At 72.8% G+C, this 17,843-nt stretch carries 11 protein-coding genes; all 11 read right to left on the bottom strand.

From position 1 onward, the window contains the following. Positions 1–560 precede the first annotated feature (560 nt). Entirely contained in the window at positions 561–2,198 is a 1,638-nt protein-coding gene (locus ADL05_RS07220) for a glycosyltransferase family 2 protein (RefSeq protein ID WP_082376175.1), read from the bottom strand. Positions 2,199–2,214: 16 nt separating this feature from the next. Then, positions 2,215–3,819: a glycosyltransferase family A protein gene (locus ADL05_RS07225; protein ID WP_053616085.1), complete on the bottom strand. Its 1,605-nt coding sequence runs from the start codon at positions 3,817–3,819 to the stop codon at positions 2,215–2,217. After that, the gene (locus ADL05_RS07230; protein WP_053616086.1) at positions 3,816–5,654 is read right to left on the bottom strand and encodes a glycosyltransferase family 2 protein; all 1,839 of its coding nucleotides are present in this window, start codon (positions 5,652–5,654) and stop codon (positions 3,816–3,818) included. The genes ADL05_RS07225 and ADL05_RS07230 overlap by 4 nt, the downstream gene beginning before the upstream one ends. A gap of 394 nt (positions 5,655–6,048) precedes the next feature. After that, complete coding sequence (locus ADL05_RS07235; protein WP_197285718.1) at positions 6,049–7,572, bottom strand: hypothetical protein; 1,524 nt, start codon at positions 7,570–7,572, stop codon at positions 6,049–6,051. After that, a complete protein-coding gene (locus ADL05_RS07240) occupies positions 7,569–7,973 on the bottom strand; it encodes a hypothetical protein (RefSeq protein WP_231640643.1) in 405 nt (134 codons plus the stop codon). The genes ADL05_RS07235 and ADL05_RS07240 overlap by 4 nt, the downstream gene beginning before the upstream one ends. A 318-nt stretch (positions 7,974–8,291) precedes the next feature. Beyond that, a complete protein-coding gene (gene serA / locus ADL05_RS07245) occupies positions 8,292–9,881 on the bottom strand; it encodes a phosphoglycerate dehydrogenase (protein ID WP_053616088.1) in 1,590 nt (529 codons plus the stop codon). A 227-nt stretch (positions 9,882–10,108) separates the two neighbouring features. Then, positions 10,109–11,104, bottom strand: coding sequence for a ketol-acid reductoisomerase (gene ilvC, locus ADL05_RS07250; RefSeq protein ID WP_197285719.1), 996 nt, complete (start codon positions 11,102–11,104; stop codon positions 10,109–10,111). A gap of 97 nt (positions 11,105–11,201) precedes the next feature. Beyond that, positions 11,202–11,726: an acetolactate synthase small subunit gene (gene ilvN, locus ADL05_RS07255; protein ID WP_053616090.1), complete on the bottom strand. Its 525-nt coding sequence runs from the start codon at positions 11,724–11,726 to the stop codon at positions 11,202–11,204. A gap of 17 nt (positions 11,727–11,743) precedes the next feature. Further along, positions 11,744–13,519: an acetolactate synthase large subunit gene (locus ADL05_RS07260; protein ID WP_255351836.1), complete on the bottom strand. Its 1,776-nt coding sequence runs from the start codon at positions 13,517–13,519 to the stop codon at positions 11,744–11,746. 374 nt (positions 13,520–13,893) lie between these two features. Then, positions 13,894–14,763: a hypothetical protein gene (locus ADL05_RS07265; protein WP_053616092.1), complete on the bottom strand. Its 870-nt coding sequence runs from the start codon at positions 14,761–14,763 to the stop codon at positions 13,894–13,896. A gap of 89 nt (positions 14,764–14,852) precedes the next feature. Beyond that, entirely contained in the window at positions 14,853–17,558 is a 2,706-nt protein-coding gene (locus ADL05_RS07270; protein ID WP_053616093.1) for a bifunctional diguanylate cyclase/phosphodiesterase, read from the bottom strand. Positions 17,559–17,843: the final 285 nt, after the last annotated feature.

Consider the following 17,843-nt stretch of genomic DNA (forward strand, 5'->3'; position numbering starts at 1 on the left):
CCCCACCAGAGACTTCTCACATGATGAGATCAGACTGAACACTGGATGAGACAAGACTAGCGGCCCTCGGGACCGCCGTTGTCCCTGCGGTCCAGTGCCCCCTGCAGGGCGCGGTGGACCTCGTCCTCGGAGTCGGGCGTGGACGGGTACTCGACCATGTCGTACATGTGATCCTCCGGATGCGGTACGTGACCGGCGGCGCGTGCGGAGCGGCCGCGGGAACTCGGTGCGGGCGAGTGGCCAGACCGCGGGGCCCGGTGGTGCCGGGCGGCGCGCCGGCCGCGTGGACGGCTGTGGCCACGGAAGAAGGAGCGAGTCGTCCCGGCGCGTTGGACCGCCGGAGGCGCCGACGCGGGCCCGGGTGGGGCGGGCGGCGGCGAGGACGGCGGCACCAGGCGGTGGAGCCGGTGCCGCTGACTCCTAGGACGACAGAATATCGGATGTCCAACTAGTTGACCAGGAAATCTCACCATGTGGGATGCGGTCGCGTCATCGCAGATCAGAGGGCCGGGGCGGGCGGAGGCGATCCGCCGCCCCTGCCCGCCCCGGCCCCGTCGCGCTCACCTCGCGCGGCGGCCGAGCAGCAGCCGGGCGAGGCGTCCCCGGGTCAGCGCCCGGATCCGGCGCTCCCACCGGTCGGCCTCCGCCCGCCGGCGGTCCGCCTTCGCCTCCGCCTCGCGCAGCTTCTTCCCCCAGTCCGGGGGCGGTACCGCTCCGTCGGACCCGGCCCGGCACAGCACCTCGTCGCGTTCCATCACGAGGACCCCCCAGACGGCGGCCACCACCGCGTCGCGCTCCATCGCCTCGGCGCCCAGGTGGCGGGCGCGGGCGAAGGCCGCGGTGCGCTCCAGGCGCAGGGCCTCGGCCCGGCGGGCGTGCGTCCCCCGCACGCGGACCAGGCCCGCGCCCTGCCGTTCGGCCGCGCCGGTCAGGGCACGCACCGCGCCCGGCCGCGGCCGGGCGCCCGGTGACACGAGCAGCCGGAAGGGCACGTCGGGGTCCGGGTCGGGGGCGGCCGCGGCGAACTCCACCCGCGGCTCGCTCCGGTAGCACTCGTGGACCAGCCGCACGTCCGCCGCGGGATCGTCCAGGACCGCGTGCCGGCCCGGCGTCACCCGCGACCACTCCCCCACCAGGCGGATCCGGATGTCGAGGGTGTCACCGGACAGCAGGCCGTCCACCGTCTCGGCCACGTCGTCGAAGCGGCGCCCGGTGGTGTCGACCACCACGTCGACGAAGGGCACCTCCCAGGTCCGCCCGGGGGCCCGGCGCCGGGTGTACTTGCGGGGCACCCGGTTCTCCGTGAACGGCCGGGCGAACCGGGCCGCCTCCGCGCCGCGCCGATCGGTCGTCGGGGTCCCCAGGTGCCAGCAGGCCGCCGACCGCTCCGGGACGAACACCGCGCCCCGCTGGGCCAGCCGGTACCCCAGGACGCTGTCCTCCCCCAGGACCGGGTCCGGCGCCTCGCCCGCCGCCTCCTCGAAGAGCTCGCGCCGCAGGGAGGCCGTGGCGCCGGTGAACACCTCCCACGCGCGGTGCCCGGCCGAGCGCAGGTCGTCGGTGTCCGCCAGGAGGTCGGTGATCCACTCCAGGCCGGCCGTGCCCGGCCCCAGGAGGGCCGCCGCCTCACCGCGCCCGACCCGGTCGCGGACCACCTCGGGGTCGAGCGTCGCGGGCGGCACGTCCGTGACCGCGAACCCGCCCATGACGGCGAGGTAGTCCGCGAGGTGGTGCCAGCGCATCTGCGCCTCGACGTGCTCCCGGCCGACGACCATGTCCGCGTCAAGCCGCAGCACGACCGGGGCCTCCGTGGCGGCCACCCCCTCCCGTACCGCGTGCCCCGGCCCCCAACCGCGTGAGGAGGCCACGACCAGGCGGGTGTGCTCGGGCCGGATCGGCGGAAGGACCAGCGGGGGATCGCTGCCGTCGTCGACGACCACGACCTCCATCAGCTCCGCGGGATAGCTCTGCGCCGCCAGCGACGCCAGCACCAGGTCCAGCTTCTCCTGCCCGCCGTAGGCCGGCACGACCACGCTCACGCCCAGGACCGGATCCCACCCGCCCAACGGCGGCGGATCGAGCACCGAGTAGTCGTTGCGCCGTATCAAGGGGCGGGGGCCACCGCCCGTCCCCGTGTGCTCGCCCGTGTCCTCGCCCGGGGATCCCCGGCCCCGCACGGATCCGTCCCTGACCGCCATACGCCGATCCTCGCCCTCACCCAATGATCCGGCACAGGAGCCGACCGCCGCGGCTCCCGGTCAACCAGCGGAACCGGCGTTGCAACCGCTCCGCGCGCGCCTTGTGCGCCTCGGCCCCGGCCCGCGCCGCCGCCAGGCGGTCGGCCCAGTCGTCCGGCGGCTCGCCCGCCGGATCCTCCGGTGTGAACAGCAGGCCCTCCCCGTCGATCCAGTGCACGCCGAACAGCGCGTCCACCATGGCGTCGATCTCGTCCTCGCCCGCCCCGAGCCGCCGCGCGCGGGCGAAGGCGCCGGTGCGCTCCAGCCGGGGGCCGCCCAGGTCGTCCCCGGGCGCGGTCGCCCTCAGCAGGCCCGCGCGCGCGGCGTCGGCCCGCTCGATCATCCGACGTACCGCGTGGCGGGCCAGCGGCTGCCCGGGGCGCAGGAACAGCCGGAAGGGCACGTCCGGGTCCGGGTCGGGCACGGCCGCGACGCACTCCACCCGCGGCTCGCACCGGTAGTGCTCATGGAGGAGCCGCACGTCCAGGTCGGGGTCGTCCAGGACCGCGTGGCGTCCCGGCGTCACCCGCGACCACTCCCCCACCAGGCGGATCCTGATATCGGCCGTGTCCCCGTTGAGCAGCGCGTCCACCGTCTCGGCCACCTCGTCGAACCCGCCGCCGGCGGTGTCGACCACGGCGTCGACCCTGGGCACCTGCCACTGGCGGGCGGGGCTGCGGACTCCGTTGCCGATGAGCGGCAGGCGGTTGCCCACGAGGGGGTACCGGTACCGCGCGCCGTCCTCCTTGCGGTGCTCCATCTGCGGGCGGCCCAGGTGCCAGCTGCCGGCATCGGTCTCGGGAACGAACACGGCGCCGTGCTGGGCGAACCGGTATCCGAGGTGGGTGTCCTCGCCCAGGATCAGCTCGGAGTCCGCTCCGCCCGCCTCCTCGAAGAACGCGCGCCGGACCGAGCCCGTGGCACCGATGAAGTACCGGAACGCGGCGAGGCCGGCGGTGCGCAGGTTCGCCGTGCGGTCGTAGGCCCGCCGCAGCCACGCCAACTCGTCGCCCTGCCCGTCGACCAGGGCCTCCGGCTCCCCCCGGCGCACGGCGTCGAGGACCTCGCCCGGCGCGAGGGCGCCGGACCGGTGGTCCACGCAGCGCAGGTGGCCGGTGACGGCGACGTAGTCGGCGAGGTGGTGCCAGCGCATCTGCGCCTCGACGTGCTCGCGGAAGGCGATCATGTCGGCGTCCAGGAAGAGCAGCACGTCGGCGGTGGAGGCGGCCGCACCGGAGTTCACGGCGTGGCCCCGGGCCCAGCCGCCGGGCAGGCTCGGCACGATCCGCGTGTGCTCGGGCCGGATCGGCGGGAGCAGCAGCGGGGGATCGCTGCCGTCGTCGACGACCACGACCTCCATCAGCTCCGCGGGATAGCTCTGCGCCGCCAGCGACGCCAGCGTCAGGTCCAGCTTCTCCTGGCCGCCGTAGGCCGGGATGACGACGCTGACGCTCAGCACCGGATCCCAGTCCCCCAGCGGCGGCGGTTCGAGGACGGAGTGGTCGTTGTGCCGGATGAGGGGGCGGGGCGGCGGTTCCGGCCGCGGCCCTCCGGCACGGGGATCGTTCTGGACCAGTGTCATCGTCGGCTCCCGTGGGTCGTCGTGGCCCGTGTCCCGGTCGGCGCGTCCCCGGGGTCGGATTCCAGCAGCGCGCTGGGACGCCATCCGGGCCAGTGGGTCTGGGGGTCCTGCAGGAAGTAGCCGGCGCTCTCACGCCACGTGTGTCCCTCCGTCCGGCGGCGGACGACACAGCCCAGGCCGTGCGTGCGGTAGACGGACCCGCCGACGCGCGCCACGTCGTCGAGGAGTCCGGCGTCGACGCCGGACCACCGGGGCCGGATGCCCCCGACCTCCTCCAGGACCGCGCGGTCGGTCAGCAGCGCGGCTCCGGTCACGTGGCCGGCGAACCGCTCCGAGTGCACCAGGCGCCGTACGGTGACGTCCGGCCCCTCCAGGTGGTGGTACTCCGTCGCGCAGCCGACGAGGTCGGCTCCGGAGTAGCGGCGGGCCAGCACCAGGTCGGCCAGGTGGTCGGGCCCGTACCAGTCGTCGTCGTCCATCTTGGCGACCAGCGGCCCGCTCAGCGGCCCGCTCGCCCGCTCGATCGCGCCGTTGAGCACCGAGCCGAACACCGTGTCCCGGTCCGCCTCGAAAACCACCGCCGCGTGTCCGGAGTCCCGGAGGGCCGCCACGGCGGAGCGCACGCCCGGGGCGTCCGGGCCGAACCCGTGCAGGGCCAGCACCACCTCCACCTGGACCCCGCGCTGGCGTGCCACCTGCCGCAACGCGAACCCCACCATCTCCGGGCGACGCGTGCACAGCACCACCGACACCATCGGCTCGGCCAGGAGACCGGACGCCGACCGGCGCCACCGCGCGAACGACCCGTGCGCGCGCAGCGCCGCCCGCCGCAACCGCACACTGTGCTCCTCGCGCGCCAACTCGTCCTCCAGGTCGGCGCCGCGCACCGACCGGAGCAGGGCGTGCAGGTCGCCGCCCAGGCAGTCCGCCCAACGCGGAGCGGCGCCGCCGACGAGCGGGATCCCGGCCGCGGCGAGCCCGGCGACCGTGTGCACGGCGGCCAGGGGGCCGCTGTGGCGCCCCCACCCGACCTCCACCGAGCGCAGGTCCCGCAGCCGCGCCACGGCCGCGTCGCTCACGGCCCCGTTCTCCGGGACGCGCCACCGGACCGACCGGCCGACCTCCAGCACCCATCGGCCGCCCCGCGAGACCAGCCGCCCCGTCCGCGGCTTCGACTCCCGCGTGAACCCGATCGGGTTCACCACCCGCTCGTCCACCGCGGGCACGTCCCCCACCGACAGCCGGGCGTACCCGGAAGCGGCGTCCACCGACCGCGGCGCGCTCAGGCGGCGCCAGGCCGTGTCCGCCACCGCTCGGCGGTGGGCGCCCGCCGACACCGTCGCCGCCGTGTCCCGGCGACCGCCCACCAGGCCGTGGGCCACCGCTCCCACGACCTCCGACACCTCCACCGGATCGGTGAAGGAGAACGAGTACGAGCACGCGCCGTCCGGAGACCGGAGCACCCGCATGTCGATGAGGTCGGTCCACCGCGTCGCCGCCGGCGGTGACGGCAGGAACCGTCCGGTCCGCCCGGTGGCGGCGAGCACGGCGACCACGACGTCCGCCGCCCTGGGCGACCCGGTTTCGGGGACGACCCGGCGCAGATCCGCCGGGGTGGCGGCGATGAGCACCACCAGCGCGATATCGCGCCCCGGGGCGGGGTCCCATCCGTTCCGGTCCAGGTCCAGGGCCGGGCCCGCGGCGTGCTCCGCCGCGCGTGCGGCCGGGCGGGCGGTGCCCGGCCCGAGGTGGGCGACCAGGACGGACCCGGCCGCGCGGGAGCGCAGCGCCGTGTCCAGCACCGCGCCCATCACGGCGCCGCTCCGGCGGCGCACAGCCGCGCCACCGGCTCCGGCAGAGCCGGGTCGGTGGTCTCCGGCGTGCTCCAGGGCCGCGCCCAGCGGGTCGCGGGGGCGTCCGAGGAGTCCGGTTCCAGCAGTGCGCTGGGCCGCCACCCGGGTCGGCGATCGCTGCTCCCGTGGCGGAGGAAGTAGCCGGAGCCGACCCTCCAGGTGTGTCCGGCCGCCTTGCGCCGGAGCACGTAGTTGCAGCCGTGGCCGCGGTGGACGCGGGCGCCCAGGCTCCGCAGGTCGGCCAGCAGCCGGGAGTCCTCGGACGTGGGCACGGCCCGGAAGCCGTCCACGTCCTCCAGCGTCCGGCGGTCGGTGAGCAGGGTGCCGCCGGCGACCCGCTCGAACACGCACTCCGTGGGGCCGGGCAGGCGCACGGTCAGGTCGAGGGATTCGAGGTAGACGAACGAGGCGATGGATCCGACCAGGTCGGCTCCGGAGTAGCGGCGGGCCAGCACCAGGTCGGCCAGGTGGTCGGGCCCGTACCAGTCGTCGTCGTCCATCTTGGCGACCAGCGGCCCGCTCCGCCGTTGAGCACCGAGCCGAACACCGTCGCGGAGTCGCACTCCCACACCACCAGGTCCCGCCCGGTCGCGCGGAAGTCCTCCAGGGCGGTCCGTACGCCCGGGGCGTCCGGGCCGAACCCGTGCAGGGCCAGCACCACCTCCACCTCGACCCCGCGCTGACGTGCCACCTGCCGCAACGCGAACCCCACCATCTCCGGACGACGCGTGCACAGCACCACCGACACCATCGGCTCCGCGAGTGCGCCGGAGACCGACCGGCGCCACCGCGCGAACGACCCGTGCGCGCGCAGCGCCGCCCGCCGCAACCGCACACTGTGCTCCTCGCGGAGTTGCGCGTCGGCCAGGGCCGGGCCGTCGACGGAGGTGACGAGCCGCACCAGGTCGGGGCCCAGGCAGGCCGCCCACCGGGGCACGGTCGCGCTCGTCAGCGGGACGCCCGCCGCCGCGAGTCCGGCCACCGCCCGCACCGCGGCCAGGGGGCCGCTGTGGCGCCCCCACCCGACCTCCACCGACCGCAGGTCCCGCAGCCACGCCACGTCCGCGTCGCTCACGGCGCCGTCCTCGGGGACGCGCCACCGGACTGACCGGCCGACCTCCAGCACCCACCGGCCGCCCCGCGAGACCAGCCGCCCCGTCCGCGGCTTCGACTCCCGCGTGAACCCGATCGGGTTCACCACCCGCTCGTCCACCGCGGGCACGTCGGACACGGACAGCCGGTGCGGAGCGGTTCCGCCGGTGCCGACCAGCGCGCCCGGGCGCCCCAGACTCGCCCAGGACGGTCCGGTGGCGCCCGTCCCGGAGCGGGTTCCGCCGCCGGTCCCGTTCCCCGGACCGGTGTCGTCTCCGCTCCGCGGCCCGGTGCCGTCCCCGCTCCCCGACGGGCGGACGGCCGTGCCGCGTCGGCCGCCCAGCATCCCCCGGGCCACCGCCGCCACCACCTCCGACACCTCCATGGGGTCGGTGCAGGAGAGGGAGCACGACCATCCCCCGCCCGGCAGGCGGCGCACCCGCACGTCGATCACTCCTTCCCACCGCCCCAACCCCGGCGGCACCGGGCACGGCGGCCCCACGTGCGGCGCGGCGGCCCTGACGACGACCGTGACGTCGGCCGCCGGCGGGAGCCCTTCGGTCAGGGCCACGGCCGCGCGCAGGTCCGCCGTGGAGTCGGCCACGAGGGCGACGTGGTCGGCGGGCCGCTCGACGGCGCGCTCGGCGGTCGCTCTCGGCCCGGGGGTCCGGGTGAGGTCGACGACCTCGGTGCCCTCGCCGAGCCCGGACCGCCGCAGGGCCGCCGCCGAACCCGGACCGACGTGGCAGGCCAGCAGGCGCCCCGGTCCGCGGTGGCGGAGGGCGTGCTCGATGTCCTCGTCGGTCACGAGGCCGCCCGCGCGTGGACCGCGGCACCGCCGACGATCTCGACGCCCGAGTCCCGGTCCGCCAGGTCCGCCCGCAGCGCGGCCACCGACTCGGCGACGGTGTCGAGCCGGTCGGTCAGCTCGTCGGCCCGGCCGAACAGCTCGGCCCGGTTCTCACCCGCGATCTCGGCGATCTCCCTCAGGTGGCGGTCGAAGCCGCGTCGCAGCAGCCGCACCTGGACACTGTTGCGGCGCACCAGGAGCGCCAGGAGGGCGACGGATCCGCAGACCGCCGCCATGAACAGGAGTTGCACCGCGGTCCACGGGTCGAGCAGGCCGAGGGCGACCGGGGTCGCGCACGCGCCCACCCCTCCGACCCCCATGGACGAGAGCAGCAGAGAACGCCGATTTCGAAGTCGCACCGCACACACCTTCCGGTTCCAGCCAGGGTGGGAGCACATTCGTTTCCGCCCCCACCAGGCCAGACGCGAAGTGGAGGATCGGCGGCCGGACCGCGCCGCCCGGAACATCGCCCTAGCGGGCACCATGTTCCACGCGCCGCCCGGATCACGATTTGATGACACGCCATGAGCAGCGCATTCACCGAAGAACGGCGCCGCATGGCCCCGATATGCGGCGCCGTGCCCGATATCGCCGCCCACGGCCGCCCGCGCACGCGAAGGGCCGCGTCCCACAGCGCCGTGGCGCTGCGGAACGCGGCCCTGGGACCGGTTCGGTTCCTAGTCCTCCAGGTCGACCTGCCGCGAGATGTCCGCGTCGATCTCGGCCGAGATCGAGGCCAGGATGTCGTCGGGCACGGCGGAGTCCACGGTGAGCGCGATCAGCGCCTTGCCGCCCTCCTTGTCCCGGATGACCTGCATGCCGGCGATGTTGACGTCCGCGTCGCCCAACAGCGCGCCGACCTTGCCGACGATGCCGGGGCGGTCCTCGTAGGACAGGAACACCATGTGCTCGCTGAGGCCGATCTCCATCGAGTAGTTGTTGATCTCGACGAGCTTCTCGATCTGGCGCGGCCCGGTCAGCGTGCCGGAGACCGACACCCGCTGGCCGTCGGCGAGCACACCGCGCACCGAGATGAGGTTGCGCCAGTCGCTGTGGTCGTCGCTCGTGACGAGGTTGACCTCGACGCCGCGCTCCTTGGCCAGCAGCGGGGCGTTCACGAAGGTCACGGTGTCCTCGACCACGTCGCTGAACACGCCCTTGAGCGCGGCCAGCTCCAGGACCTTGACGTCGTGGGCGGCGATCTCGCCGCGGACCTCGACGTCGATCCGGCTCGCCACGGCGCCCGCCAGGGACGTGAACACGCGGCCCAGCTTCTCGGTTAGCGGCAGCCCGGGCTTGATCTCCTCGGCCACGCCGGTGCCCTGCACGTTCACCGCGTCCGGCACGAACTCGCCCGACAGGGCCAGCTTCACCGAGCGGGCGACCTGCGTGCCCGCCTTCTCCTGCGCCTCGGTGGTGCTGGCGCCCAGGTGCGGGGCCACGACCACGTTCTCGAACTCGAAGAGCGGGCTCTCGGTGGTGGGCTCCTTGGCGAACACGTCGATGCCCGCGCCCGCCACCCGGCCGTCCTTGAGCGCGCGGTAGAGCGCGTCCTCGTCCAGGATCCCGCCGCGCGCGGCGTTGATGATCCGCACGTTCGGCTTGACCTTGCTCAGGGCCTCGTCACCGATGAGGCCGAGGGTGTCCTTGTTCTTGGGCAGGTGGATGGTGATGAAGTCGCTGCGCTCCAGCAGCTCGTCCAGGGCCACCATCTCCACGCCGATCTGCGCGGCGCGGGCGGGCTGCACGAAGGGGTCGTAGGCGATGACGTGCGTACCGAACGCCGACAGGCGCTGGGCGACCAGGGCGCCGATCCGGCCGAGGCCGACCACGCCGACGACCTTCTCGTACAGCTCCACACCGGTGTACTTGGACCGCTTCCACTCACCGTTGATGAGGGCGTTGTGCGCGGGGGCGGTGTTGCGCGCACTCGCCAGGAGCAGGTTGATCGCCTGCTCGGCGGCACTGATGATGTTCGAGGTGGGGGCGTTGACGACCAGGACGCCCGCCTTGGTGGCCGCGTCGACGTCCACGTTGTCGAGTCCGACGCCCGCGCGGGCGACGACCTGGAGGCGGCCCGCGGCGGCGATCGCCTCGGCGTCGACCATGGTGGCGCTGCGCACGATGAGCGCGTCGACGTCCGCGAGGGCCGGGAGGAGCTGGGACCGGTCGGCGCCGTCCACATGGCGCACCTCGAAGTCCTCCTCCAGGAGCGCGATTCCGGCGGGCGAGAGCTTTTCCGCTACGAGTACGGCGGGTTTGGGCACAACGGTTCCTTTTCGGGTGGTGCGACCCGATCGCGCAGGAGGCTGGCCCTGCCCTGATCGGGTGTGACGGCCGGTCCAAAGTCTACTGGGGTGGTAGGGAAGCGCGCGGGCGGACCGGGGGGAAAGTCCGGATCCCCCGCCCTGACCGGCTTCCCCGGCACACACGCCACCGGGGCGGAGAAGGCCCCGCCCCGGTGTGCGTGTCCGAGTGCTCGCTCGGCCGGGCCCTAGCCCTTGAGCCAGCTCATCAGCGGACGCAGTTCGGCGCCCACCTTCTCGATCTTCTCGTTCTGCTCGGCCTCGCGGCGCTTGGAGAAGGTCGGCTGCCCCGCGTCGAACTCGTCCATGAGCTCCTTGGCGTAGCTGCCGTCCTGGATCTCGCCCAGGATCCTGCGCATCTCCTCGCGGGTCTGCTCGGTGATCAGGCGCGGGCCGCGGGTGTAGCCGCCGTACTCCGCGTTGTCCGACACCGACCAGTTCATCTTGGAGATGCCGCCCTCGTACATGAGGTCGACGATGAGCTTGAGCTCGTGCAGGCACTCGAAGTAGGCGATCTCCGGCTGGTAGCCCGCCTCCACGAGGGTGGCGAAACCGGCCTTGACCAGCTCCTCGGTGCCGCCGCACAGCACGGCCTGCTCGCCGAAGAGGTCGGTCTCGGTCTCCTCGGTGAACGTCGTCCTGATGACGCCGGCCTTGGTACCGCCGATGCCCTTGGCCCACGACAGCGCCAGGTCCCAGGCCTGTCCGCTGGCGTCCTTCTCCACCGCGACCAGGCAGGGCACGCCGCGCCCGGCCTCGTACTGGCGGCGGACGAGGTGGCCCGGGCCCTTGGGGGCGATCATGGCCACGTCCACGCCCTCGGGCGGGGTGATGAGGCCGTAGCGGATGCTGAAGCCGTGCCCGAAGAACAGCGCGTTGCCGGCTTCGAGGTTGGGCGCGATCTCCTGCGCGTACAGGTCGCGGTGGATGTGGTCGGGGACCAGGATCATGACCACGTCGGCCTCGCGCGTGGCCTCGGCGGGGCTGAGGACGCGCAGGCCCTCCTCCTCGGCCTTGGCCCGGCTCTTGGACCCCTCGGCCAGACCGATCCGCACGTCCACGCCCGAGTCCCGCAGCGACAGCGCGTGCGCGTGACCCTGGCTGCCGTAACCGATCACGGCGACCTTCTTGCCCTGGATGAGCGCGAGGTCCGCGGCGTCGTCGTAGTACATCTGTGCTGCCACTTGGGGTTACTCCTTGGGATCATCTCCGCGTGCGCGGGGAGGAACAGTTACTGATGTTCGTTCGGAACCTGCGGCGGGCCCCGTGTCGGCCCGGCCCTCAGGCGCTGCGGTCGACCGCGCGAAGGGAGCGGTCGGTGATCGACCGGGGGCCGCGCCCCAGGGCGACCAGCCCCGACTTGACGAGCTCCCGGATGCCGAAGGGCTCCAGGTTCTTCACCAGGGCATCGAGCTTCTCGGGGTCCCCGGTCGCCTCGATGACGACGACGTCCGGGCTGACGTCCACGACGTGGGCGCGGAAGAGCTCGGCCGTCTGCAGCACGTGGGTGCGGCTGGACGCGTCGGCCTTGACCTTGACGAGCAGCAGCTCGCGGCGGACCGAAGCGGTGGTGTCCATCTCCACGATCTTGACGACGTTGATCAGCTTGTTGAGCTGTTTGGTCACCTGCTCCAAGGGGTGGAGGTCGCAGTTGACCACGATTGTCATCCGGGACAGTCCTGGGTACTCGGTCGTGCTGACGCTGAGCGAGTCGATGTTGAAGCCGCGGCGGGAGAACAGAGAGGAGGCGCGGGCGAGGATGCCCGGGGTGTCCTCCACCAGAACGGAAAGCGTGTGACTGCTCATGGTGGTTCGGCCTTCTCCTAGTCCTCGTGTTCCCAGTTCGGCGCCATGTCGCGCGCGTACTGGATCTGGTCGTTGCTGACACCGGGGCCGACCATCGGCCAGACCATCGCGTCGTGGCTGACGGTGAAGTCCACGACGACGGGGGCGTCGTTGATGGACATGGCCTTCTCGATGGTCGAGTCGATGTCCTCGGGGCGCTCGCACCGCAGGCCGACACAACCGTACGCCTCCGCGAGGCGGACGAAGTCGGGAATGCGGACCTTCTCGTCCTTGGGCGAGGTCTGCAGGTCGGTGTTGGAGTAGCGGCCCTCGTAGAACAGGGTCTGCCACTGGCGGACCATGCCCAGGTTGCCGTTGTTGACGACCGCGACCTTGATCGGGATGCCCTCGATCGCGCAGGTCGCCAGTTCCTGGTTGGTCATCTGGAAGCAGCCGTCGCCGTCGATCGACCACACGACGCGGTCGGGGTCGCCGGCCTTGGCGCCCAGCGCCGCCGGGACGGAGAAGCCCATCGTGCCGAGTCCGCCGGAGTTGACGAAGGCCCCGGGGCGCTCGTAGTCGACGAACTGGGCGGCCCACATCTGGTGCTGGCCGACGCCCGCGACGTAGGTGGCCTCCGGGCCGACGATCTGACCGAGGCGCTCGATGACCGCCTGCGGGGCCAGGGAGTCGCCGTCGTGGGGCTCGTACCCCTTGGGGTAGGTGTCGCGCAGCCGGTTGAGCTGGTGCCACCAGGCGGCGTAGTCGCCCTCGCGGCCCTTCTCCTGGTCGGCGCGCACGGCCACGACCAGGTCGGCCAGGACCTCGCGGCAGTCGCCGACGATGGGCACGTCCGCGTGGCGGTTCTTGGAGATCTCGGCCGGGTCGATGTCGGCGTGGACGACCTTGGCGTCGGGCGCGAAGGAGTCCAGGCGGCCGGTGACGCGGTCGTCGAAGCGGGCGCCCAGGGCCACGACCAGGTCGGCCTTCTGCAGGGCGCCGACGGCGGCGACGTCGCCGTGCATGCCGGGCATGCCCACGCACAGCGGGTGGCTGTCGGGGAAGACGCCGCGGGCCATCAGCGTGGTGACGACGGGGACGCCGGTGAGCTCGGCCAGGACCCGCAGTTCGGCGGAGGCCCCGGCGCGCAGGACACCGCCGCCGACGTACAGGACGGGGCGCTTGGCGTCGGCGATCATCCGGGCGGCCTCGCGCACCTGCTTGCCGTGCGGCTTGGTCACCGGGCGGTAGCCGGGCAGGTCCATGCGCTCGGGCCAGACGAACTCGGACGCGGCCTGCAGGGCGTCCTTGGAGATGTCGACGAGCACCGGGCCGGGGCGGCCGGTGGAGGCGATGTGAAAGGCCTCGGAGATGGTGCGCGGGATGTCCCGCACGTCCTTGACCAGGAAGTTGTGCTTGGTGATCGGCATCGTGATGCCGCAGATGTCCGCTTCCTGGAAGGCGTCGGTGCCGATCATGGGCGCGGCGACCTGGCCGGTGATGGCGACCATCGGCACCGAGTCCATGTGGGCGTCGGCCAGCGGTGTCACGAGGTTCGTGGCACCGGGGCCGCTGGTGGCCATGCACACGCCGGGCTTGCCGGTCGCGTAGGCGTAGCCCTCGGCCGCGTGGCCCGCTCCCTGCTCGTGGCGCATGAGGATGTGGCGCACCTTGGCCGAGTCGTAGAGGGGGTCGTACGCGGGGAGGATGGCGCCGCCGGGAATCCCGAAGACAGTGTCAACGCCGACGTGCTCCAGCGACCTGATCAGCGATTGGGCGCCGGTCATCTGCTCGGTCATCTCAAGATCCTTCAGCGAGGGTCCAGAGCGGGTACAGCGGCTCTGGCTTGGTGGGTCTGACTCATGGCCTGGTGCGGCAATAAAAAAACCCCCACCGCCCGATGGCGGTTGAGGGGTGGCGCGCAGCAGAAGAAACTCAGTGGGCTGCGCGCCGACCAAGTACGAGAATCAGGGAGTTGCTCTGCACGTTGACAACAGTGGCCGAAGGAGTGGTCGCCCGTCAACCAGAACGCCGTTTTGTCTCGCCATGTGAGACAAATATGTCAGCATGCGGCCTCATCCAGCGACACACCGACGCCCTGACCACGACGAACGCGCCCACGTCACCGTCTCGCGTGTAACGCAGGGCACGTACCGCAGTCCGGTCGGTGGACAGCCCCGCGCCCCCTTCAGCGGAACAGGTCCTCGGCCCGTTCCACCTTCAATGCCCGGCGCACCCAGGCACGCAGCGTCTCTCGGTCGGCCATGGCGCCGATCCGCTGACGCACCTCGTCACTGACCTCGAGGTCACGGCCCTCCAGAACCTCCACGATCGCTTCGCCGAGGCCTTTGGTCTCACCCTCGCGGAAGGGACGGCCGATCAGCTCGGTCTTGAACTCGTAGTCGCGCAACTTCACGATCTCCTCCAGAGATCCCAGGGCCGCGGTGGACAGCGCCGCGAGCACGTAGTCAGAGTACAGCGAGGATGTCGACGTATCGAGGCTATTCAGAGCCACGGACAAGGCCTCTAGAGCGGCCCGGTCCTCCGTTGGATTGGCGGCGATCGCCAGAGCCGTCAACACCGGGTGCTCAGCGGCCACCTCACGATCAGTGATGGGCTTCAACGTGTCGAGTGCCAGCACGGTCGGCCGGATTTCACCGCAGCCCAGGTCGATGGGCTCGTCGTAACGCTGGGCCAGGGCCGAGGTCGGCGTCAGCACGAGCAAGGCGATCGGGCACCTGAGGCGGTGGCGGATGTTCGCGACATAGGCGGGCCAAGAGTAGGGCTTGTGGGGATCCCACTTGCGCTGCGGCTCGGTGATGATCGCGAGCACGGACACCGGACCGTCACCTTCATGGGGCAGCGGCGGGCGTTCGCACACTACGACGTTGTCCGAGTTCAAATACGGGAGGGCCGTGCTCGTGGCCTCGGCCGCATCGCAGCGTGCGCGGGTGTACTCGGGCAGCGGCTTCCCGCTGACCTCGTACAGGAGTTCAGCGGCGAAGCCCGGATCATTCCGGATGAGGTCCAAGGGGAACTCGTGTTCGTATGTGGGCATACCGCGAACGTAGTGAGCGTGTCGGCTCCCGCACGGGCGAATGACGTAACGTCCGGATATGTGCGATGTGCTCGCTCCGAGTGCCCGGGCTACAGGTTGACGCCGCTTTCACCGCCGACGAGGGACTCCACGCCCGAGGCGGGCATCGGGCGGGCCACCAGGAAGCCCTGGCCGCGGTCGCAGCCCATCGTGCGCAGCTGCTCCAGCTGCTCGGAGCGCTCGATCCCCTCGGCCACCACCTGGACGCCCAGGTCGCGGCCGAGCTGGATGATCGTGTGCGTGAGCAGGGTGACGGTGTCGTCGCGGCCCAGGTCGGCCGTGAACAGCGGGTCGATCTTGATCGCGTCCACGCTCAGCTCGCGCAGGTGGGCCAGGGACGCGTAGCCCATGCCGTAGTCGTCGATGGCCAGCAGGACGCCCAGCGCGCGCAGCTCGCCCAGGCGCAGGACGGCCTCGCCGACGTCGTCCAGCAGGACCTCCTCGTCGACCTCCAGCGTCAGCACCTCCGCGGGCAGGCCCGACTCCGAGAGCACCCTCTCGACGGTCGACACGAAGCGGTCGGAGAGCACCTGCTTGACGGACAGGTTCACCGACAGGCCGATGTCCCAGTCCGAGACCCGCCACACGGCGACCTTCTGGCACGCCTCGCGAAGGATCCACTCCCCCAGGGGCACGATCAGCCCGGACTCCTCGGCCGCCCCGATGAAGTCGTCCGGTCCCACGACCTCGCCGTCGCGGTCCCAGCGCACCAGCGCCTCCACCGCGGTCACCTGGGAGCTGTCCAGGTCGACGATCGGCTGGTACTCCAGGAAGAACTCCCCGGCCGCCAGCGCCTGGCGCAGCCGGATCTGCAGCTCCAGCCGCGACACCACCGTGTCGTGCATGTGGGCGGCGTACACCTCCACGTGCCCGGCACCTCGCTCCTTGGCGCGCGTCATGGCCACGTCGGCGTTGCGCAGCAGCTCACCGCTGTCGGAGGCGGGCTCGGCGAAGGCCACCCCGATGCTCGCGGTCAGCAGGATGTCCCGGTCGGCCACCTGGAAGGGCTCCGAGGCGATCACCCGCCCCAGCCGCTCGGCCAGGTCCACCACGCGCTGGGCGCGCGTGACGCCCTCCACCAGGACGGCGAACTCGTCGCCGCCCCACCGGGCCAGCGTCGCCGACGAGTCCAGCTCGCCGCGCAGCCTGCGGGCGGCCTGCCCGAGCAGGTGGTCGCCGCGCACGTGCCCGGCGGAGTCGTTGACCGCGGTGAACCCGTCCAGGTCCAGGAAGACGCACGCGATGTCGGTGTCGGGGTCGTCGCTGATCGCCCGGTGGGCCAGGACGTCGCTGGCCCGCTCCTCCAGGTACGCGCGGTTGGGCAGGCCGGTGACGCCGTCGTGGAAGGTCAGGTGCTCGACCTCGTCCTGGAGGGCCACCTGGGCGCTGATGTCCCGGGTCGTCACCAGGAGGCGGTCGGGCTCCCCCGGCTGCTCGTACAGCGACACCGTGGACTCGGTGTGCCGCCAGGTGCCGTCGGCGGCGCGGACCCGCAGGCGCAGGTGCACCCCCTGGCCGGACCGGTCGCCGAACAGGTCCTCGACGGCCTTGGTGCGCGCGAGGTCCTCGGGGTGGATGAGCGCCGTCACCGGTGCGGCCAGCACGTCGTCGAGCCGGTACCCGAACGCCTCGGCCGTCCCCGGGCTGACGTAGTACACCCCGCCGTCCCGGTCCAGGATGAGGATCACGTCGCCGCTGTTGCGGGCCAGTTCGTGGAAGTGCCCCTCGCGGTTGAGGACCATCCGCGCCAGGGTCGCGTTCTCCTCCAGCATGCCCATCACCCGCAGCAGCAGCACCAGCACCGCCGTACCCGCGGCCAGCGGCAGCACCGGGGCCACCCCCGGCAGGCGCAGCGCCGCCACGGTGAGCACGACCGACGCCAGGGCCAGCGCGCCGACGGCGGCCAGCTCGGGGGCGAACCGGTACAGCCCGCGGCCGGTGATCCGGCGCGGGACCGACCCCGGCCGGTGCTCCACCAGCCACGGCAGCGCGCCCAGCAGGGCGAAGCCGAGGAACTTCACCGGGTACTCGATCCCCCCGGCCACGGGCGGGCCGGTCAGCCGGCCGACCGCGCCGATCAGGTCGGCGCCGGCGATGACGATGAGCGCCGAGATCGCCAGGAGCACCGCGCGCCGCGTGCTGTGCGGCGACATGAAGACCAGCGGGATCAGCAGGCACAGCACCACGATGTCGGCCACCGGGTAGACCAGGGCGAAGCCCAGCACCCCGGCGCCCTCCCCCAGTTCGCGGTACTGCGGGGCGAACAGCAGCAGCCACACGACGGAGAAGATGGCGGCGGCGCACACGTAACTGTCGGTGATGTGGCGCAGGGCGGTGCGCAGACCGCCCGGCCAGGGGGCGAACCGCGTGAAGCCCACCACGAAGAGCGGCAGGGCGGCCAGCGCGAACAGGTCGCCCAGTGTCAGGGAGAGCACGGAGCTGGAGCCGAAGAGGCGGGTGATCCCGTGGGTGACTCCGCCCGCGGCCCAGGCCAGGGACGCCAGTCCCAGGTTGCGCAGGGCGGCGGGCCCGTCGGCGCCGTCCGCCTGGGCGTCGTGGTCGGCGCCGGTGGCCGCCCACCGGCGCGACGCGAACAGCAGCGAGGCCCCGGCCAGACCGGCCGCGAGGGACGTCGGCCACTCGGCCATGACCGCCGTGACCGTGGACCGCGCCGTCGGAACGAACGTCCCGGCGACGTAGAGCAGGAACAGCGCGCCCAGGGCTGCGGTCCACAGGCGGCGTGCCCTGATCCCCATCACCGACCTCCCAGTGGGTCTGCCGCGGCTCGACGGCCGCGCTCTCTGACGTGGACATGGGGAACCACCCGGCGTCGACCGGTACCGGACGCGTCGCTGCGTCCGGCGCCGTGGTCCGCCGCCCGGTGTCCCGCTCGTCCTCCGGACCGGAAGGAGCCGGGTCGCGTACGCCCCGAACGGCCGCACGCGCCCCCGTGGTGCCGCCACACTACGCAAGGCAGGTCACACGACGATTGAGGACCGGCCGAGACATGGCGACGGAATGGTCACCCGAGGTGACCGGAG

Source organism: Nocardiopsis sp. NRRL B-16309 (assembly GCF_001279585.1).
Taxonomy (GTDB): Bacteria; Actinomycetota; Actinomycetes; order Streptosporangiales; family Streptosporangiaceae; genus Nocardiopsis.